Origin of the sequence: Methyloceanibacter methanicus, from assembly GCF_001723285.1 — a bacterium.
Classification (GTDB): domain Bacteria; phylum Pseudomonadota; class Alphaproteobacteria; order Rhizobiales; family Methyloligellaceae; genus Methyloceanibacter; species Methyloceanibacter methanicus.
Genome location: NZ_LPWG01000014.1, coordinates 115,526 through 134,567, shown reverse-complemented (window position 1 = coordinate 134,567; position 19,042 = coordinate 115,526). Strand labels below are relative to the sequence as shown.

Here is a 19,042-nt window from a genome sequence, read left to right as displayed (position 1 = left end):
ACAACCTCATGGGAGAACCTCTTTCAGTGCTGGTTTCGGTTGGTGGCGGCGGCGCCCGATACGCTCGCGCAACGGCAAGACGCCGTAGAGAACGATGAGCAGCAGGAACGCCAGCCCCGCCGGATAGGGACGAATGTCCGCCGCGACCCGAACGTCGCGCGGTTGCGCGACCGCCGTGAGGTCCCGGAGCAAGGCGCCGGAACTCTGCAGATGGGCGTAGGTGAGCCCGGTCTGGGTCGCGATCTCTTTCAAATGATCCTCCTTCACGGAGGTCATGTGCTCGCTGTTGTCGACCAGCATGTCGCCAAACGGCGCCCATTTCGGGTGCCAGCCAGGACGCGACGACGCATCCGGCGGCGGTGCTCCCGAGCGATTTTCCTGCAGGACATCGGTCGCGCTCATCGTCCCGATTTCGCGCCCCGCGTCGTCGAACTTCGGTAGCGGCACGAGCGTCTTGCCCGCCGACGCGACCAGAAGGCCGGGCACCTCACCCGCCTCACCCTCGAACGCAGGAAGGCCCGTCCACGGCAGCGGCGGCGCCTCGTGGCCGTCCGTGAAGAAGAGCAACGTCGCATCGAGTGGTTTCACGACGGCCAGGGCATCATGAATGCCGAGCGTGACGTAGCTGTCGCCTTCCCACGCCATGCGCCAGTCGAGGGCGCGGATCGCCGAATCGATACTCGAGAAGTTCTCGCAGACCTCGATGGGCTCGAACAACACGAAGACGCGCCGGGCGGTGAAGATGCCAAGCCCAAGCTTGGACTGGCACGGCAACTGCGCGACGAGCGCCGTCAAACGATCCTTGACCAGATCCATCCGGCTGGCCGGACGGCCGCGAACCACGGCATCGCGCGTGTTCATACTCGCCGTCACGTCCACGAAGGCCATCGCATCGTAGGCCTTGCGGGTCAGCGTCACGCGCGGCAGGAGCAGCGTGGCGGCGGCGAGCGCGAACGCGGCCGCAAGAAGCCAGAAGCGCAACGCGCCGAGCGCGGGCGGGACGGCCAGGCGGCGGCTCATGGCGCGCCTCGCGGAACGCCGGGCAGATCGCTCCAGAGGTCCTTGCGCGGCTCCTGCTGCATGTCTTCTTCGCTGGGTGCGATATTGGGCAAATCCCGCACCAGTCGCGCCGCCACATCCATGTTGTATTTGACATCCCAGGCGCGCGGTTCGAGCCGCAACGCTTGGATGTAGTCGGCCTTGGCGAGATTGACGAGCGATGTCGCCTTATCGAACTTGCCCTGTTCGATCGCGACGAAGGTGGCCCGCAAGCGCGCGTTGCCGTCGTCGTAGAGCATGGCCACGCGTGTCTTGTCGTCGGCGCGGAAATTCGCCTGATCGAGCAGCACTTGCGCCTCGCCGACCCTGTCGCGCTTTAGAAGATAATGTGCGCGGGCGAACAGAACCGCCGGCGAGGCCTTGTCCGGCGCGATCTCGACATTCTCTCCCGCGCCCAGCGCGCGGATGGTCCGGTTGTCGTGCCAGCCCGCGTACCATTTCCATCCGGATGCGATTGCGAGGGCGAGCCCCGTGGCAAGCAAGAGCCACACGAACACGATGCGCGCGCGATACAGCGCGCCGAGGGTCCGGCTCAGCGGTCCGGGCCCGGGAGCCGCGTGCCGCGCCCCGGTCATCGTACGTCCTCCGGGAAGCCCGTCGCGGTCTCAACGCCCTTCAGCCCGGACACCGTGGCGCCCTCGAGATCGGCGTTGGAAAAATCCGCACCTGTGACGTCGGCCCCGTCCAGCTGGGCGCCGGGCAGCTTGGCCCAATTGAACCGCGTCTTGACCAGGATGGCATCGCGCAGATTTGCGTAAGAGAGGACGACATGGACGAGGTTCGAGCCCGTGAGATCGGCCCCTTCGAGCTTGCGCCGGACATGTCGAGGCGCACCGGCACCATGCCCTGGTTGGCGGGGTCGGCGCCGAGATCGGCATCGACCATCTTGACCTTGTCCATGCGCGCCTTGATCAGCTGGCCGATGATGCGGGTGTTGGAAAGATTGGCACCCGTCAGGTCCGAACCGTTCATGACCACGGCGAACATGCTCGCACCGTCGAAATTCGCGTCGGAGAAATCCGCACCTTCCGCGACCATGCGGTTGAGGTTGGCGCCGGCAAAGCTTGCGCCCTGCACCGCCGAACCGCTCAGGTTCGCCGCGAACAAGTCCGCCTTCTTGAAATCGATGCCGGAGAGGTCGATACCGGTCAGGTCCCGGCGCGAGAGGTCGGGCCGTTCCTCGCCATAGGCCTCCAAAACAGCCAAGAGCTGCTCGCGCGTGACTTCGGCGCCACGCGCCGGATCTTGCGAGGTGCCAACGAGGCTTGTGGCGCAGAGCACAAGCCCGAGGCCCACGCGCAGGAGCGTTGGCCGACGCGCAGCCGGCTGCGAGACTCTGGTCTCCGCGAGCCTGGCGAGAACCAGAAGAAGCAGGGCACCGGTGGCGATCCCATACGCGAGGCCCGACAGGTCCTTCTGGGGAATACGCTCAAGGTAGCGCATGGGGCGCCGCTCGAGCTTGTCGATGGTGGCGATGGCTTCTCCGACGGCAGAGGGGTTCTCCACCTCGAACGCCTTGTAGGGAATCTTGAGATTTTCGAAGAAGAGGTTGAGATGGCGCTCCGGCATCGCCCGCGGTGTGTCCGGTTTGTTGGGGTCCGGCGCCTGGAAGATTCCCCGCGATCCTTCAGTCCTCAGGAAAATCCAATACAGGTTCACGGGGCGCTTCAGAAAGGCAGCTTCCAGCTTCTGCTGCATCTTCCGGTCGATCACGGCGGCGCCGTCGGACACGAGCACGATGGCGCGGTTGGACACCCCTGAATCCGTATCCCGAGTCGAGACGATGTCCGTGTCGTGCAGGGAGAGCGCTATGGCGAGCCCCTTGCCGACATTGGTGAGCGCAAGCCCCGGCTGCACGATGGCGTCGATGGCGGCGACGGTCGCATCCTTGTGGTCGGACAACGGCAAGACGAACATGGGCGCAGTCGAGAAGGCCGCGACGCCGAAACGATCGTGTTCGCGGGTCTCGACGAATTGTTTCAGGAACCGCCGCGCCGCGGCCGATTTCGATTCCTCGCCGCTGCGCGTCGGGGCTTGTCCGGCGAAGGTGTCGTTCATACTCGCCGAGCGGTCGAACAGCAGGACGATGCTGGCGCCCTCGCCCGTCCGTTCGATGCTCTGCCCCCTGATATGCAATCCTGCGAGACCGAGCACGAGCGCGGCCACGGCGAGGCTGCCCAGGACGCGCAAGGCAAGGTCCACAGCCTGCGACAGCGGATCGGGTTTCGCGGCGCCCAAGGACGGATAGGGATCGGCCTCCTGCGCCATCGTCAGAAGCGGCAGGATGGCGAGCGGAAGCAGGAACAGAACATACGGGTGGCTCACTGCGAAATTCATGCGGCCCTCCTTTCGGCGGCACTGAGTTCCGTCCCGAGTGCGGCCACGCCGGCAACGGCATCGCCGTCTCGGCACCGCCGATATCGTTGGCAAAGAAGGCTTGGCGAGAGGCGGCGAAGAAACGTCCGATCTCGCGCTCCTGGGGCCGGAACACGGCATGGCTTTCCAGAAATCCGCTGACGTCCTCGGCGAGCACGCGGCGGCCGGCCGAGGCATCAAAGGCCCGGTGCAGATCGAGCAGGCCCTCGCGATAGGCGTCGTCGCTTGACGAGCGCGCCAGCGACCGCAACCGGCGGGCCGCGCGCGCAAACGGACGGCTGGGCCGGCTGCGGAACGGCCACCAGGCGCGATCGTAGGCGAGGCCGATGAGAGCCAGGACGGTGAGGCCGAGGCCCGCGGCAAACAGAAGGCGGTCGCGGCGCGTGGAGATCGGCTGCGGCGCCGCATCCGGTCTCAGATAGCCTTCCGGTCCTTCCGCGGGCACCTCCGGAATGACCTCGCGCAACGGCGCCATGACGAATCTCGACGCCGGCACCTTGGCCGCCACGGTCTTGTCGCCATCGGTGAAACGCAGTTCAAGCGCGGGCAACTCCCGCACGGTGGGCGACAGGGGCACGTAAAGGGTCTGATAGACGAGTTTGACGCGATAACCGGTTGCACCGCGCTCACGCCGTTCGGACACGTCGACCGCGCGAAGATCGAGCCAGTAGGACAGCCGCCCCGGCTTTGGCTCCGAGGCCCTTTCGAGGACATAGGGCTCGGCAACTACCACGTCGACGTCGCGCGTCAGAAGGTCCCCGACGAAATAGCCGAAGCCGCGCGGCTCGATCGTGCTGACGGACACGATGGGCGAGGCCGGCTCGTCGGCCGCAAGGGCCGGTGTCGACACCAGCAGGGCGATCAGGAGCGCGATCATCCCACCTCCCCCATCAGATAGGCGCCGAATCTGTCCCAATCGATCCGGCCCACGACTTCGAAGGGCGGCCTTCCATAGCGCATGGCAAGAGCGCGCAGCCGCGCGCCGCGCGCCGCGTTGTCGGCGATCAGCGCCGCCCGCAGCGCGGGCCGCATCACATAAGCGTCTGCGGCCGGTCTCCAGATCGGCAAGCGAGACGAGGCCGTAGCGCGGCAGCTGTTCCACTCCCGGGGATCGCGCAGCACGATCGGAATCACGTCGTGCTCCGACAGGGCTTCGAAGACGGACTCGATCACCTGATCGGGCATGAAGAAGTCCGAGATGACGAACACCAGCTTTCGCCGCCCGGCGATGATCGCGGCTGCATCGATGAGCCCCTCCGCGCTGTCGCCGAGATCGCCCTGCGCCGTCGGATCGAAACCGCGCAGATTGGTCAGCATCTCTGCTTCGGCGCCGCGCGAGCTTGTGGCGGGCCAGAAGCAGTCGGGGACAATGCGGCGGTTCGCGCCGATAAGACCGAAGGAATCGCCAATGCGCCGGGCGGACGCGGCCAGTGCCGCACACAGATCCGCGGCCACATCGACCTTGCGCGCCTGCCCGGCGAACCCCATGGAAGCCGACAGATCCACCAGGGCGTAGAGCGTGACCGCGCTGCGTTGCGCGAACCGTTTTGCATAGAGATTGCCGAACGGGTCGCGCAGCGAGACGCGCAGGTCGATCCGGCGCGGATCCCGGGCGCGAATGAGAAGATCGTGGTCCTGAAACAGGCCCCCGGCCCCCTCCATCTTCCCTTCATGGGCGCCGATACGACGCCGGCAGCGCGCCAGGCCAACCGGTAAGGCACGTCGATGGCAGATGCGGCTTCGTGAGAAGCCTCGCTCATGGCGCGGGCACCTTCGCAAAGACCTCCGCGAACAAGGCATCGACCAGGGCCTCCCGGCGGAGTTCGTAAATGGGATCGAGAAAGACACGATGCGACATGACTTCCGCGAACACGGCACGGATGTCTTCCGGGACCACCATGTCGCGCCCATTGAGCCACGCCTCGACGCGCGCCGCGCGCACCAGATAAGCGATCCCGCGCGGAGACGCGCCGCCCTGTACCAGCCGGGACATATCGACGCCGCCGATCTCGATCCCGACTGAGACCGGGTCGCGGACCGCGGACCACAGATCCAGCGTGTATTTCTCCAGCGTCTCGCTGGCCTGGACGCGCCCTTGGATGGCGTGCGCAACCTCGTTCAGAAGCTGGTGGTCGAGAACATCCTCGGTGACCGATTGCACCAGCGCGTCCGCGTCGTAGAAGCGGCGGTCGAAGGCGAGCGCACGCCGGATCTCTCTGTCTTTCGGAGTCTCCATGGAGATCTCCATGAAGAAGCGGTCGCGCGCCGCCGCTGGCAATTCGAAGGTCTCTTCGCGCTCGATCCTATTGCGATCCGCAAAGACGAGCAGATGCGGGAAATGATATTCGCGGTTGAACGCGGTGACGCTCCGCTCGGCCATGAGGCGGAGCAACAGCGAGTGGACCTGCGGACGGGCGCGGTTGATCTCGTTGAAGAAGAAGACCGTCAGATCCTCGCCATGACGCAGGACCGGGCCCGGGTCGACGCGCGGCCGCCCGTCCTCGGCGAGGTAGGTGTGATAGATGAGGTCCGCGGGCATGAGGTCGATCGTCCCCTCGACCCGCTCGAAGGCGCCGCCTAGAGCGCGCGTCGCCGCTCGCAACAATGTGGTCTTGCCGACGCCGACATCGCCTTCCAGCAACACATGGCCGCGCGCGAAAATGGCGATCGTCAGCAGACGCAGAACGCGGTCCTGACCGATGATGGTGTTCCGCAACACGTCCTCGAAGGCCCGCGCCCGGTCGCGCCAGTTGGCGAGATCGATCGTCTGGTCCCGGTTGACGGGGTTGGCGTGCGAACCTGCAAGACGTGCCATGGCAATGCCCCTCTCTTCCGCTGTGCGGCAAGGCTTTCGCTGGCGCGCCGCGTGACGTCCGAGTTGTCGAAGACAAAAGGGGGTGCAGCTCTAGGCTGCACCCCGCCCCCGAAAAACAGTGATGGACACCCTGTTCCGAGGGTTAGCTCTGGGAGAAGCAAGACAGAGCTAGAGCTTGGAAACGTCGTAAACCCACGTGCCGGTCTTCTTGAAGTTCTCGGAACGCTTCGCGTTGCGCGCTTCCATTTCCTTCATGGAGTCACCCTGCTTGGCGAGCTCCTTCGGATCGTGCTTCGGGTCGTATTTCGATCCAGCGACCTTCTCGGGGTAGCCGGGCTTGGGCTCCCAGCAATTGCCGGGGGCCTTGCAGTTGGTGCCGTCATAGGCCAGAGCGCCTCCAGCCGTCACGGCAAGCGCAAGAGCGCCTGCGAGCGCCGCGCCTGTAATGCGTAGTATCGTCGTCATGGGTCAGTTCCTCCGTGCTCAGTCGCTACTTTACCGACGGTGTTCCCGTCTTCTTCTCCGCGCCGGCCGCTCTTTATGCGGTCACTGCGCGGGAATCTCGCATTCCAATTCTTCCGCTTCGGGCTTGTGGTGATCGGGGTCGAAGGCAACGAAGTTCGCCTTCTGCTCGTCGGTGAGCCAGACGGCACCCTCGACGTCCCCTTTGTACAGATGACGAATCCAGGCGATCACCAACAGGATCTCGTCCATTGTTCTGGCGGACGCCTGCGGTCCCATCATGCTCCGGGCACCGCCATAGATCGTCTCGAACAGGCCTTTGTCGGTCTGGTTCTTCGGATAGGTCCAGTAGTCGTCGTTGAGACCTGGGCCAAGCTTGCCTTCGCCGATATGACCGTGGCATCCCGAACACGCCGTCAGGTACACCTCCTCGGCCTCATGCATGCAGCTCTCGACTCCGTTGTAGGGATTGACGCCGGTCTCAGAAGATTCCTTCACGGCGGGCGTATCTCGGCCATTCTCTGGAGAAAGACTGAGATCGAGCGGCATTCCGGTGATGGTGTGGACAAGTTGAATCTGTTGGGCGAGAGCCATCAGCGGAATCAACGAAAGCGCTGCCACAACAGCTGCAACCTTAAAACCCTGCCTCATTACGTTTCGCTTCCTTCTCAAATCTTCTTTCTCGAGTCTTCTTCATGCGGGCGCCCAGACGCCCGCGTTCAACATCCTAGGACTTCGTTATCCTAGGACTTCGTTCCTGCGGGCGGCTGTGTCGGCTCCTCGACCGGAATGCCTTCATCGGTGAGAATCTCGATGATCTCCGGCTTGGCCTTTTTCAGCGCCTCTTCGACTTCCTCGAAGAACTCCTTATCGTCCTTGCGCACGCCCATCGATTGATCGAAGTGAAACAGGACCGGCTCGCCGTCGAAGCGGAAATTCTTGTCCGGCACCGGCGTCATTTTGAGCTTGCCGCCCGATTCCTTGACGTAGCGCGCCACCGATGGCGCGAACGCAATGGCGACATCGGACTTGCCGTCCAGGACATTGCTCACCATCAGCGCGGGATCGATGCGCAGGAACTGGTTGCGCGAGCTCTTGTAGTTCGTCAGCGACTTCACGTAGTTGAAGTTCTTGCTGAAGAGGCCGTGCTTCACCATCATCACTTCGGCTGGACCGCCGGGCTCGTAACCGACATTGTTGGCCCGCGCGAGATCGGGGCTGTCAAACGCCTCGATTTCAAGCTCGGAGTCCGCCGGCTGCACGAAGACATAACCGGCGCGGTAATAGGGCGTCGTCGTGAGCAGGCGCGGATCGCCCGTGTCGACGCCGACCACCAGATCGCAATTGTTCTTGTCCAGTTGGTCGCGCACCACATAGATCGCGGGCTTGTCTTCCCAGGCAAAGACCACCTTCTTGCCCATGACCTCGCCGAGCGCTTTTGCAATGCGGTTCTCGAAGCCTTTTTCGTCCTTCGTGGAATAGGGATTCTCCTTGGCGCCGGCGCAGACCCGCAACATGTCCTGCGCGGTCCCATCGGCATCGTCGGCCGCATGTGCAGGGCTGGTCAGGAGAGCGCAGACGGCGACACTTGCCAAAAGTGCTTTGCCGAAGAGTTTCGTTATCTTGTCCATCGTTCTTGTCCTTGCAGACGTGTCGTTCTCGTTTTGGGGAGAGCGAGAACCGGCGCATCGATGGGACGATGATGGGGGCATCACGACGCAACACTCTTGGCAGTCTTGCTCGGAGGTTGTGGCGGAGATGCCCACCTTGCGTCCCGGTCACCGGACGTCCCGCATCCCACGGTAGTTACGGGGGAGGCGAAGCCCTGCCAGGCCGCGAAATCGCGGCCTGGCAGAACCGTTCGTCTGACTAGGTTCCGTCCGTGACGATCTCGTTCGAGTACTCGTCGAGATTCACGTCCTCGCTGTACGGGCCTTTGCCGTCGAGCGAGAAGACCAAGAGGCCACCGCCCTGCTGGGTCCAGTTCTGCAGGTTGCGGAACGCACCCACGGCACCGAGACCCGCCGTCGGATCCTGGAGGTCGAACACCAGACCAACACCCGGCCAGCCGCCGACGCCGTAGTACACTGCGACATACTGCGTGCCGTTGTGCTCGTAGGTCATCGGATAGCCGATACCGCCAGACGGCATCTTGAACTTCCACAGAAGCTCGCCGGTGTCGGAGTTGCGGGCTTTGAAGTAGCCATCCAGGGTCGGGTAGAACATCACACCGCCCTTGGTCGCGAGCGTACCGCCCCAAGCGGCGAAGCGCTCCATGACCGACCACTTGTACTTGCCATCAGGCGCGCTGTAGGCCTTGACCTGACCGAGACCAAGATAGTTGGCACGGTCGCCCTTCGGACCCGGGTACATCGACAGGGTGGCACCGACAAAGAACTGGCCGGCGCGATAGGGAAGCATAAAGGGCTCCCAATCCATGCAGATGTGGTTGATGGCGAGGTAGAAGAGACCCCGCTCCGGATCGTACGAGTCGTGGGCTTGGTCGTGGTAGCCCATGGCCGACGGGCAGATATCCTTGCCCTTGTGCTCCATGCGCGTGCCGTATTCCGGGTTACGCACCGGGATACCCGTCTTCATGTCGACATGCGTCCAAACGTTGACGGTGTCGTCCAGGAAGTCGGCACGGACAAGATCGCCGTTCACGCGGTTCAGCGTGTAGATGATGCCGTTCCGGTCCGGGTGGGTGACCAGCTTCAGGTCCTTACCGTCGATTTTCTGATCGGAGAGCATCATCACGTTGACGCCGGCGTAGTCCCACTCGTCATGCGGGGTCTTCTGGTAGCCCCACTTGAGCATACCGTCGTCGGCGTTGCGGGCCATGATGGTCATGGTCCACTTGTTGTCGCCCGGACGCATCGTCTCGTTCCACGGGCGAGGGGTTGCCCGAGCGTAGTAGATCAGGTCCAGGGACGGATCGTAGGCATACCAACCCCAGTTGGTGCCGCCGCCGATCTTCCAGGCATCGTCTTCCCAAGTCGCAAGGCCGAGACCTTTCTGACCATACTGGGGATTGGCCTTGTTGAAGTCGTCGCCGATGCCGATCTCGTCGTCGGGACCGGTCGCAAACCGACGCCACACCATCTCCGCCGTCTTGACGTTGTAGGCGGTGGTGACGCCACGCACGCCGAGCTCAGCGCCCGACGATCCGATGATGACCAGATCCTTGACGACATACGGCGCCACGGTAAGGGTCGAACCGACCTTGATGTCGGCGTTCTCGACCTTCCAGTACATCTCGCCCGTTTCGGCGTTCAGCGCCACAACGTGGCCGTCGAGCTGGTTCGAGAAGATCAGGTTGGGCGTCTTGCTCGCGTCGTCGCTCGGCCAATAAGCCAGGCCGCGGTTCACGAGATCGCAGCATGCCACGGCACGGGCCGCGGGATCCTGCTTCGGCTTGTACTGCCACTTGATCTTGCCCGGATTCTTCAGGTCCAGCGCATAGACGTTGTTCGGGAAAGAACTGTTGACGTACATCACGCCGTCGACCACGAGCGGCGTGCCTTCGTGACCATTCAGCAGACCCGTGGAGAAGGTCCAAGCGACACGGAGGTCCTTAACGTTCTCCGCGGTGATCTGATCCATCTCACTATAGTTGTCCGCCGTGTAGTCGAGACCCGGCATGACGTAGTTTTCTGGATTCTTCGCCATCTCGATCAGGCGATCGTTGGCGTTGGCGGCCCCGGTTAGAAGGCCACCCAGGGCCAGCGCGACGCATGACGCCGACACATACCCACCAATACTGTGAAGTCTCCTCATATGCGAACCCTCGCGTTTTCGCTCCCATTATGACGAAGAAGTCCGAGAGCCCTCTTGATCGGAGGTCCTCGTCTTCTCCGCTCGGTTCCTGTGCATCGGCTCCTCAAGCGAACAATGCCGTCTGAGCCTCACACAGCCGCCAAGCCAAGCGTCGAAGTCTGGCCATGTCAGGAGAGGCGAACAGCCTGCAAAGACAGGATGCTGCCGTCCCTAGCGGTGAACGAAGTCTATGGCGACGCTCGTCGGAACGTCTTTGGGCCTATTCCCAGAAACCCGTCTGGAGCATTGCTCGAAACCGGAGGGCGCTACTTCACCGTAAATGCATGGATTAGTGCCTGGTCGGTCGTGCGTTTTATCCCGGTTGCGTTTGGGGAATTCGCACGCCGAAAGGTCGCCGCGAGGTAGTTTTTCGGGAAGACCGAGCAGACGGATTGGGCAACGGTAGCAAGAAACTTGGTGACATTATTGCTACCGAGTAGATGCCATGGAGACCGAGCGAAGAAAGAGCGTGCAGTCCGGGCATCTTGCCGAACAACCAAGAGCTGCCCATGCCATGCCCCTTTCCCTCATCGCCCGTCCCTCGCGGCGTTCCCGCCTTTTTCCGGTTGTGCTGATGGCGCTCAGCCTCGCTGGCTGCGACGACGCATCCGAAACGAGCACGCTGACGCCGGCCCCGCAGGACGAAGGGGGCTCCGTCTATGCCGAGATGACCTGGCTGGACACGGGCTCCCCCATTTCCCCGGCGCAATGGCTCGCCAGCCGCGCCGCGAAAACCGAGCTCCCCCAGAACGATCCACGGGTCGAAGCTACCCGAAAGGAACTCGGCTTGGCCGCGCACCGTTTCGGCGACGAGCCACGCATGATCGCCAACCGCGCGGTCCAAGTCGAGAACATGCTCGCGGAGCAAGGCATCCACGAGAACGCCTCGGACATCATCGCCGCCCTCGTCCCCATCGCGGCCAAGCCCGGCGCCCTCCAAGGGTTCGGCACGCTGTGCCAGCAATACTTCATTCTTCGCCAGCAGGGTTTCGATCGCGACGACGCCGTGGAGCGCTTGGGAGGTCTCAGCCTTCATATGCTTGGGAGCGACCGGCACCATGGCTAGCATCTTGAACGCCATCTGGTACGACAGAACCATCCGTATCCAGCTCATGATTGTGATCGGCGTCATCAATATCATTGCGCTCGCCGTCATCGGAATCATCTTCGTCGCCAATGCGCGCGAGGCGACAAAGGTCGAGATGGAGGCCTCCGTCGAGCTTGCCAAGAACTTCGTGCGCGTCGCCATCCAATCGCTGTCGCCGGATGTACGCCCTGCAGATCTTTCCAAGAAGGTGAACCAACTTTCGAGCCGCCTGCGCATCGGCAAGCTTCGTCACGTGCGCATCTACATGGCCGACGCAAGCGGTGATCTCGTGCAGCTGTCGCCGGCGCCGAACACGTCGCGCGCCCCTGACTTGCCGCCGCCCGCGCCACACTGGTTTGAAGCCCTGATCGCACCCGAGGTCGCGCCGCAGACGGTCAATGTCGTCCTTTCGAACAGGATCGCCGGCTCGGTTGTCATGATCGAGATGCCGGCGATCGACGGCCCGCGAATCTGGGATCTCGGCACCGTCGTAATCGCCGGCGAGCCCTCGGACGAGATCGCCGAAGTCTGGGCGGACCTGTCGTCGTTGGGGCCCGTCGTCGGTGTTATCGACCTGCTGGTCCTTGCGACGCTCTATGTCGTGCTCGGGCGCCTGCTCGACCCGATGGCCAACGTTGCCGGCGGGCTTTCCAGGCTCGAGGACGGGGACTACGGCACGCGCCTCACACCGCCGCGCGTCAAGGAACTGAGTGACATGACATCGAGCTTCAACCGGCTCGCGGAGACCCTTGGACGCACCCGTGCGGAGAACGGGCGGCTCTACGGTCAGGTGCTCACCATCCAAGAAGACGAACGGCGCGAAATCGCCAACGAGCTCCATGACGAGGCGAGCCCCTGCCTGTTCGGGATCATGGCCAACGCCATGTCGGCGCAACGGCTCGCCAAGGAGCAGCGCGGCGCCCCGGCCGCGGAGATTGACGAGCATATGACCGAGATCCTGACGATCACCAACCGGCTCAAGCAGATGAACAGAGTTATGCTGAAGAAGCTGCGCCCCGTCGCGGTCGGCCATGTGGCCTTGTCCGAATTGGCGCGCGACCTCATCAGCGAAATGCAGCGCCGCTACGTGGACGTGGACATCACCTGCTCCTTGCGAACCCGGGGCGAGCGCTACGGCGAGGCCATCGACCTGACGATCTATCGCTGCATTCAGGAAGGCGTGACCAACGCGATCCGCCACGGCGGAGCCAGCGCCATTCGGGTCGACCTTTTCGACAAGCGTCTGAAGCGGGGCGCCAGAGTGCTTCAGCTTCTCATTCAGGATGACGGCCGTGGCCTGTCGCCGAACACGCCACTCGGCTTCGGACTGACGGCCATGCGCGAGAGAGTCCGCGCGCTCTCCGGCAGCTGGGATATCCAGAGCGTGTCCTCGAAAGGAACGTTGCTGGAGATCGTCATTCCAATCACCGCGGCGCGGGCCAAGGCGAGGGCCTCCGCGCCCGCGACATTCGAAGATATCGAGGTTTCATAAATGCAGGTTCTCGTAATTGACGACCACCCCATCGTGCTGGAAGGCTGTCGGCAACTTCTGAAATACGCTGGCGCCAAGAAGATCGTGCAGACGGAAAGTCTGGCGGAAGGGTTTCAACTCTACCGTAGCAAGAAGCCAGACGTGATCATCGTCGATCTGGCAATGCGTACGGGCGCGCTCGGAGGGCTCTCCTTCATTCGGCGCCTGCGTCTTCACGACAATCGGACGCCCGTTCTCGTGTTCAGCATGCACAGCGATCCCTTCATCGTGTCGCAAGCGCTGAAACTCGGAGCGAACGGCTACATCCTCAAGGACACGTCAGGCGACGAAATCGTCAAAGCCTTCGAGGCGATCCGCAACGGCGTGCCGTATCTCAGCCACGAACTGGCTTCCAACATCGCGTTCATGGAGGCCCGCGGACACACCAAGAACCCCTTGCACGCGATCACCGAGCGAGAGCTGCAGATCCTGTCGTTGCTGGCGGAAGGAAAATCCTACGCGCAGATCGCCTCGGACCTGCATGTCAGCTACAAGACGATTGCGAATACCTGCAGTCAGTTGAAGACCAAGTTGCGGGTGCAATCCCTGCCCGAGCTCATGCGGCTTGCGATCGAGAACCTGCCCTCGATGCCCGGCAAGACGCTTAAGCAATAAGCTCCATTGGACGTAGACCGCGCGGCGCCGCGACGGCGCGGCTGTCTGGCGATGTGCGGGGCTCGCACAAGACGCGCGACTGCCTTACGGCTCGCGAAGGGGCTTGGGGGTTTCCAGGCCGTGCTGGACCAGCCGGGCCCACGCCTCTTCGGCCGTGTCGACGAACTCCAGCAACGCGGCGTCCTCGGGCCGAATTGTACCAAACGCCACCAGGCGTCGAAATTCAAGACCGCCTGCCAGTACGCGCGAGAAAACAAGAGCACGGGGATCGGTGCCATCTTCTGCGTCTGCTTCAGGGTCAGCACCTCGAACAGCTCGTCGAGGGTGCCGAGCCCGCCCGGAAAAATCGTCAACGCATTGGCGCGCATGGCGAAATGCATCTTCCGAATGGCGAAGTAGCGGAAGTGGAACGTCAGTTCCGGCGTCGTGTACGGATTGGCCGGTTGTTCCTCGGGCAGGTCGATGTTCAATCCGACGCTAGGGGCCCCGGCGTCCATGGCGCCCCGGTTCGCGGCCTCCATGATGCCCGGTCCGCCGCCCGTGACCACGACGTTGCGCCGCGCGCCGCTGGCCGCGCGTGCCCCGCCCCGTTCCGACACGATCGTTGCGAACCGCCGCGCCTCGGCGTACCAGGCGGAGAGGTTCAGCTGCTGCTCCGCGACGGCCAGGCTCTCGGCGCTCTCGGCCCGCCTCACGGCGGCCTCGGCGTCCTCGGGCGAGAGGATAAGGTGACTGCCGAATACGACGATGGTGGAGACGATCCCGGCGTCGGACAGCATGAGATCGGCCTCCAGGAACTCCTGTGCGAGCCGCAAGGGGCGCGCGTCGTCGCCTTCCAGCCCTTCAGCCTGCTCCACGGCCAACAGCTCGCGCAGCACCCGTTCCCGCCCGGGCTCCGACCCCTCGGCGATCCGGGCCCATAGGGCCTTCTCTTCGTTGCGGCGAGCGTCGTGCTGCTTGGACATCTGCGATAGGCCGCGGCCCGGTTGGCGGAAAAGCGCCCCACGGCGGGGCCCTCTCGTGTGCTAGTCGACCTTCTTGGCAGCAACCGCGCTGGCGGGTTTCCCGGACATGGGCGTCCCGGGACGGAACGCGGTCTCTTATAATCGTCGCCGTCCTTGGTGAGCTTGGTCGTCCAGCCGGTCGTCCATTTGATCACGGCCCCATCGCCGGAGTCCGACCAGCTTCCCTCCATCGCATGGCCCTGCTTCTCGCCCGTGGCGTTGCCGTCGTCTCCGAGGACGATGGTGAAGGCGTTGCCCTTGGAATCCTCTGTGAGGTATTGGCCGGTCCAATCGGCAGCAAACCCTGCGCCGGCGCTCATCAGCGTCAGAAGGGCTGCCGTGACAAAGCCGAACCCCCATCTATTCATTTTCATGACTGCTCCTCCCAGGGGCTTCGCCGCGAAACGGCATAGGCCATTTCATCGCAGCGCAGCCGGCACTCGCCGGCCTCAACGCGTCTTTTTCTTGCGGCGCCGGTCGACCTCTCGCTGGCTGACTTCGCCGGACTGTACCAGCGCCCGCACGCAAGCATCTGACAGCTTGTCGCCGTTGCGATCCATGCAGTTTCGCAAGGCGTTCGTTTCGAGCCCGTACTCACCGCAATACTTCTTATAGTCGGCCCGGCAATATTTCCGCACCGCCTCGCTATACGCGGAGGCATTCGCGGCACTTAATTGCGCCGCGCCCGCGAGACAAACGGTCAAAGCAAAGATGATGAAACGTCCCATGCTGCGGCGATCCCGGATTTGAGTTGGTCTGACCTATCCTTAGGCCAGCATACCGCATTGACGCCAATCAAAAGAGAACCGGAGTCCTCGATGCAGCGGACACCGCTCTGTGGACGTCGCGGCCGCTATCGACCACATTGACCGTGTCGCAGTTGCGACGCGGGATATCCGGCACTGTATGCTGGACGGGGCGCGGGTCGGATCGGTGCGAGGGGCTTCATGAGAGACACGAGCCGCGAGGCGGGGAGCCAGGGTGGGTTCTGGCTGGTGGTCGCGGCGGCTGTGCGGGCACCTTCGCGGTGGCCTACAACACAACCGCGGTCATGACGGCCCTGCCGGCCATCAAGTCGAGCCTCGATCTCGACGTCGACACGCTCCAATGGGTGATCAACCTCTATATGCTCGCGGCGGCGGCGACACTCGCGGCCATGGGGCATTTCGGCGACACGTTCGGCCTGACTCGCATGTTCGCCATCGGGCTTGGCCTGTTCGGGCTCGGCTCGATCACGATCGCCCTGTCGGGCGATGCGGTGATCCTGCTCGCGGGCCGCGGCTTTCAAGGATTGGGCGTGGCCACTCTGATGGCGACCTCCGTGGCGCTGATCAGCGTCTCGGCGCCCCCCGACAAGCGCGCGTCCGCACATGGTGTTTGGGCCGCGACCATGGCTCTCGGCTTCGCTCTCGGACCGCTCATCGGCGGCACGCTGACCGACATCGTCAGCTGGCGCGCGATCTTTGGCCTCGATGTGGTCATCCTGGCGGCTGCCGCGTTCCTGTGCTTTAGGGTCGCTCGCGCGGGTCTCGTCCCGCATACACCCAATGCCGATAAGCGGATAGACTTTCCCGGCATCGCGCTCCTCTTCGTGGTGCTGGCCGCGTTCCTCTACGGCCTCACAAGCGGCCAGCTCCTCGGCTGGACCTCTCTTCAGACGCTCGCCCTGTTCACACTGACCGCAGCCGCCGGTGCCGGCTTCCTTTGGCGTGAACTCCACACCGCCGAACCCCTGATCGAATTGGGCTTCCTGCGGCATCTGGACTACGCCGCGGCGACCATCGGCATGTTCTTGAACGGCGTGACCCAGATCGGCGTGCTGTATTTCACGAACCTGTTCCTGCAAGCACCCAACGGCATGAATCTCAGCGCCGCGCAGGCCGGCCTCGCCCTCCTTCCCTTCACAGGGGCGATGTTCGTGATCTCGCTGGTGCTGCCCCGGCTGATAGCCGCCGGCAGGTACCGGATTCCGCTCGTGGCGGGCATGTTGATCTTGGCCGCAGGCTACTGGGTGATGCACAACATCGACCATCAAACGCCTTACGGCGCGGTCTGGTGGCCGCTCGCGATCCTCGGCGTGGGCGTCGGCTTCAACCTGGCGCTGCAGCCGCGCCTGGGGCTAGGCGCCCTGCCCGACGCGCATGCGGGTCAAGGATCGGGCGTCCTCACGACGGCCCTGTATGCCGGTCTTGCCACGGGAACGGCCCTCGGCGGCGTGGTCGTATCGCAGATCAAACGCAACATTCTCGACCCGGCCGTCGGTAGCCTTGCATCCCAGACGTCCGACCTGGACGCCCTCAAGGTCACGCTCGTTCATGGGTCCGAAAGTCAGATTGAACGTGCCATGGCCAAGGTTCCGCACACGGACCTAGACAAGCTCCAAGGTGCCATGCTGGATGCGTTCGACAACGGCTTTTCCGGTGTCATGATCTTGATGATGTTCATGGCGCTGCTCGGTGCCCTCGTCTGCGCCGTGCTGATCCGGCCGAACCCGCCAAACGCTGACACCCAACCCCGACGGCTAGGCCTTGGCAAGCGCGACGGCTTTGATCTGCGCCACGACGGTCTCGCCCGGCTGAAATCCGAGCCGGTCCCAGGACAGGCGCGACACCCGGCTGAGGAGCGGCGCCCCGGTTCCATCGGCTCCGAGTTTGAGCCGGACCGTCATCTGCGTCTCGCCAACGGGGGCGACAGAATCGATGCGGACCGGCAGCGCGTTCAAGATGGTCGTGTCCGTCACCCCTTCGCGGCTAAGGCTCACGTCACTGGCGGCGATCCGCAACCGCCGGATCGTTCCCGTCGGCCCCAGTTCGCCGGCCACGAGGAGCGTGCCGCCCGGCACGTCGACCGTGGCAAGACCGTAGCCCGGGTCGTACGCCTTGACGGTTCCATCGAGAACCGCCGCAGGCTCGGGCATGCGCACCATCGGCAGGGACGGATCGGCCAGCAATTCGGCGATGGGGCCCGCCGCCCGCACGGTCCCGTGCTCCATGAGGACCAGGCTGTCCGCGAGCCGTTCGATCTCGCCAATGTCGTGGCTGACATAAAGGACCGGAATCGACAAGGCGTTATGCAGCCGTTCCAGATAGGGCAGGATCTCTTCGCGCCCCAGCCGGTCGAGGGCCGAAAGAGGCTCGTCCATCAGGAGAAGGCGCGGCTGCGAGAGGAGCGCCCGGCCGATAGCCACGCGCTGACGCTCGCCCCCCGACAAATGGGCCGTCGGGCGATCGAACAGCCGCGCGATCCCGAGCAGTTCGACCACGTCGTCGAAGCTGATCGTGCGCGCGTCTCCTTTCACGCGCTTCTGCCCAAACTCGAGATTGCCCCGGACCGAAAGGTGCGGAAACAGGCTCGCCTCTTGAAAGACGTAGCCGAGCGCGCGCCGGTGCACGGGAACGAAGCGGCGGTCCGATTGCCAAACCTCGCCATCGACGACCAACCTGCCCTTTTCGAAACGCGTCAGCCCCGCCACACAGCGCAGCACCGTCGTCTTGCCGCATCCCGAGGACCGAACAGGCCCGTCACACCTTGGCCCGGTGCGGTGAACTCGGCGTCGAGCCGGAAACTGCCCTGTTGACCGGAGAAGCGCGCTTCGATCACGGGAGCTCGCTCTTGAAACGCGACTCGATGGAGCGCATTGCCAGAATCACGGCAAACGACATCAGGAGCATCACGCCCGCAAGAAGATGGGCCTTGCCCCATTCCAAGGTCTCGACGAACTCGAAGATGGCGATCGAGAGAACCTTGGTCTCGCCGGGAATGCTGCCGCCGATCATCAGCACGACGCCGAACTCGCCCATAGTGTGGGCGAAACCCAGTATGGCGCCGGTCAGAATGCCGGGACTCGCGAGCGGCAGGGCGACATTGAAAAAGGCGTCCAGCGGGCGTGCCCGCAACGTCGCCGCGGCTTCCCAGTGCCGCTCGCTCATCGCTTCGAACGCATTGCGGATGGGGTTCACGACGAAGGGCAGAGAATAGAGTGTCGATCCCACCACGAGCCCTTCGAACGTGAAGGGCAGTGTGTGCCCCACCAGCGCGGTCAAGGGGCTGTGCGGCCCCATGGCGATGAGCAGGTAAAATCCGAGCACCGTGGGGGGCAACACGATCGGGAGAGACACGAGAACCGCGACGATTTCCTTGCCCCAGGCCTTACTCCGCGCGAGCCACCACGCCAGCGGAATGCCGACGACAAGCAGAACGGCCGTCGTCACCGCCGCGAGCTGCAACGTGAGCACGATCGTCTCGATCATCGCCGAGTCGAACATGACTGCGCCCTC

The 19,042-nt window shown here is 63.8% G+C and carries 15 protein-coding genes and 3 pseudogenes; 4 read left to right on the top strand and 14 right to left on the bottom strand.

All coding sequences use genetic code 11. From position 1 onward, the window contains the following. Positions 1–6: 6 nt before the first annotated feature. The 10 genes and pseudogenes from AUC68_RS14360 to AUC68_RS14315 all read right to left on the bottom strand — a co-directional run bounded on the left by AUC68_RS14360 (position 7) and on the right by AUC68_RS14315 (position 10,489). Positions 7–1,020 (bottom strand): vWA domain-containing protein, encoded by a 1,014-nt coding sequence (locus tag AUC68_RS14360; RefSeq protein WP_069438284.1) that lies wholly within the window; start codon positions 1,018–1,020, stop codon positions 7–9. Further along, on the bottom strand, positions 1,017–1,634 hold the full coding sequence (locus AUC68_RS14355; RefSeq protein ID WP_083240774.1) for a hypothetical protein: 618 nt from the start codon (positions 1,632–1,634) through the stop codon (positions 1,017–1,019). Before AUC68_RS14355 ends, AUC68_RS14360 begins: the two co-directional genes overlap by 4 nt. Beyond that, complete coding sequence (locus AUC68_RS18825; RefSeq protein WP_483127783.1) at positions 1,631–1,747, bottom strand: pentapeptide repeat-containing protein; 117 nt, start codon at positions 1,745–1,747, stop codon at positions 1,631–1,633. Before AUC68_RS18825 ends, AUC68_RS14355 begins: the two co-directional genes overlap by 4 nt. A 257-nt stretch (positions 1,748–2,004) precedes the next feature. Further along, a pseudogene (locus AUC68_RS18820) lies at positions 2,005–3,117 on the bottom strand (pentapeptide repeat-containing protein); the annotation flags it as partial. A 1,191-nt stretch (positions 3,118–4,308) separates the two neighbouring features. Then, on the bottom strand, positions 4,309–5,097 hold the full coding sequence (locus AUC68_RS14340) for a DUF58 domain-containing protein (RefSeq protein WP_244500545.1): 789 nt from the start codon (positions 5,095–5,097) through the stop codon (positions 4,309–4,311). Positions 5,098–5,191: 94 nt separating this feature from the next. Further along, a complete protein-coding gene (locus AUC68_RS14335; RefSeq protein WP_069438281.1) occupies positions 5,192–6,250 on the bottom strand; it encodes an AAA family ATPase in 1,059 nt (352 codons plus the stop codon). Positions 6,251–6,418: 168 nt separating this feature from the next. Then, on the bottom strand, positions 6,419–6,715 hold the full coding sequence (locus AUC68_RS14330; RefSeq protein WP_069438280.1) for a methanol dehydrogenase [cytochrome c] subunit: 297 nt from the start codon (positions 6,713–6,715) through the stop codon (positions 6,419–6,421). Positions 6,716–6,796: 81 nt separating this feature from the next. Then, positions 6,797–7,306, bottom strand: coding sequence for a cytochrome c(L), periplasmic (gene moxG, locus AUC68_RS14325; protein ID WP_244500544.1), 510 nt, complete (start codon positions 7,304–7,306; stop codon positions 6,797–6,799). Positions 7,307–7,455: 149 nt separating this feature from the next. After that, the gene (gene moxJ / locus AUC68_RS14320; RefSeq protein WP_244500543.1) at positions 7,456–8,343 is read right to left on the bottom strand and encodes a methanol oxidation system protein MoxJ; all 888 of its coding nucleotides are present in this window, start codon (positions 8,341–8,343) and stop codon (positions 7,456–7,458) included. A 238-nt stretch (positions 8,344–8,581) separates the two neighbouring features. Then, a complete protein-coding gene (locus tag AUC68_RS14315) occupies positions 8,582–10,489 on the bottom strand; it encodes a methanol/ethanol family PQQ-dependent dehydrogenase (RefSeq protein ID WP_069438278.1) in 1,908 nt (635 codons plus the stop codon). 553 nt (positions 10,490–11,042) lie between these two features. On the opposite strand from AUC68_RS14315, the gene AUC68_RS16180 reads away from it, so the two are divergent. Genes AUC68_RS16180 through AUC68_RS14300 form a run of 3 tightly spaced genes read left to right on the top strand, consistent with a single transcriptional unit; the run spans position 11,043 to position 13,761 of the window. After that, entirely contained in the window at positions 11,043–11,594 is a 552-nt protein-coding gene (locus tag AUC68_RS16180) for a hypothetical protein (RefSeq protein ID WP_141701297.1), read from the top strand. Then, a complete protein-coding gene (locus AUC68_RS14305; protein WP_069438277.1) occupies positions 11,587–13,107 on the top strand; it encodes a histidine kinase in 1,521 nt (506 codons plus the stop codon). Before AUC68_RS16180 ends, AUC68_RS14305 begins: the two co-directional genes overlap by 8 nt. Continuing rightward, a complete protein-coding gene (locus tag AUC68_RS14300; RefSeq protein ID WP_069438276.1) occupies positions 13,108–13,761 on the top strand; it encodes a response regulator transcription factor in 654 nt (217 codons plus the stop codon). On the opposite strand, the gene AUC68_RS14295 is transcribed toward AUC68_RS14300, so the two are convergent. Both AUC68_RS14295 and AUC68_RS14290 read right to left on the bottom strand, forming a co-directional pair. Continuing rightward, complete coding sequence (locus AUC68_RS14295; RefSeq protein WP_069438275.1) at positions 13,662–14,726, bottom strand: LOG family protein; 1,065 nt, start codon at positions 14,724–14,726, stop codon at positions 13,662–13,664. The genes AUC68_RS14300 and AUC68_RS14295 overlap by 100 nt on opposite strands. Before the next feature lie 488 nt (positions 14,727–15,214). After that, positions 15,215–15,493: a hypothetical protein gene (locus AUC68_RS14290; protein ID WP_069438274.1), complete on the bottom strand. Its 279-nt coding sequence runs from the start codon at positions 15,491–15,493 to the stop codon at positions 15,215–15,217. A 143-nt stretch (positions 15,494–15,636) separates the two neighbouring features. Between AUC68_RS14290 and AUC68_RS16175 the strand changes: the two are divergent. Next, a pseudogene (locus tag AUC68_RS16175) lies at positions 15,637–16,953 on the top strand (MFS transporter); the annotation flags it as partial. Between the two features lie 333 nt (positions 16,954–17,286). Here the strand turns inward: AUC68_RS16175 and modC are convergent. Then, positions 17,287–18,365, bottom strand: a pseudogene (gene modC, locus AUC68_RS16165) (molybdenum ABC transporter ATP-binding protein). Next, positions 18,362–19,030: a molybdate ABC transporter permease subunit gene (gene modB / locus AUC68_RS14280; protein WP_204377040.1), complete on the bottom strand. Its 669-nt coding sequence runs from the start codon at positions 19,028–19,030 to the stop codon at positions 18,362–18,364. The pseudogene modC and the gene modB overlap by 4 nt, the downstream one beginning before the upstream one ends. Positions 19,031–19,042 lie beyond the last annotated feature (12 nt).

What these genes read in the sequence shown, in the direction of transcription:
- AUC68_RS14295 (WP_069438275.1), bottom strand. Translation starts at nt 14,726, where the DNA reads ATGTCCAAGCAGCACGACGCTCGCCGCAACGAAGAGAAGGCCCTATGG.
- AUC68_RS14335 (WP_069438281.1), bottom strand. Translation starts at nt 6,250, where the DNA reads ATGGCACGTCTTGCAGGTTCGCACGCCAACCCCGTCAACCGGGACCAG.
- AUC68_RS14340 (WP_244500545.1), bottom strand. Translation starts at nt 5,097, where the DNA reads ATGGAGGGGGCCGGGGGCCTGTTTCAGGACCACGATCTTCTCATTCGC.
- modB (WP_204377040.1), bottom strand. Translation starts at nt 19,030, where the DNA reads ATGTTCGACTCGGCGATGATCGAGACGATCGTGCTCACGTTGCAGCTC.
- AUC68_RS16180 (WP_141701297.1), top strand. Translation starts at nt 11,043, where the DNA reads ATGCCCCTTTCCCTCATCGCCCGTCCCTCGCGGCGTTCCCGCCTTTTT.
- AUC68_RS14315 (WP_069438278.1), bottom strand. Translation starts at nt 10,489, where the DNA reads ATGAGGAGACTTCACAGTATTGGTGGGTATGTGTCGGCGTCATGCGTC.
- moxJ (WP_244500543.1), bottom strand. Translation starts at nt 8,343, where the DNA reads ATGGACAAGATAACGAAACTCTTCGGCAAAGCACTTTTGGCAAGTGTC.
- AUC68_RS14330 (WP_069438280.1), bottom strand. Translation starts at nt 6,715, where the DNA reads ATGACGACGATACTACGCATTACAGGCGCGGCGCTCGCAGGCGCTCTT.
- AUC68_RS14300 (WP_069438276.1), top strand. Translation starts at nt 13,108, where the DNA reads ATGCAGGTTCTCGTAATTGACGACCACCCCATCGTGCTGGAAGGCTGT.
- moxG (WP_244500544.1), bottom strand. Translation starts at nt 7,306, where the DNA reads ATGGCTCTCGCCCAACAGATTCAACTTGTCCACACCATCACCGGAATG.
- AUC68_RS14360 (WP_069438284.1), bottom strand. Translation starts at nt 1,020, where the DNA reads ATGAGCCGCCGCCTGGCCGTCCCGCCCGCGCTCGGCGCGTTGCGCTTC.
- AUC68_RS14305 (WP_069438277.1), top strand. Translation starts at nt 11,587, where the DNA reads ATGGCTAGCATCTTGAACGCCATCTGGTACGACAGAACCATCCGTATC.
- AUC68_RS14355 (WP_083240774.1), bottom strand. Translation starts at nt 1,634, where the DNA reads ATGACCGGGGCGCGGCACGCGGCTCCCGGGCCCGGACCGCTGAGCCGG.
- AUC68_RS14290 (WP_069438274.1), bottom strand. Translation starts at nt 15,493, where the DNA reads ATGGGACGTTTCATCATCTTTGCTTTGACCGTTTGTCTCGCGGGCGCG.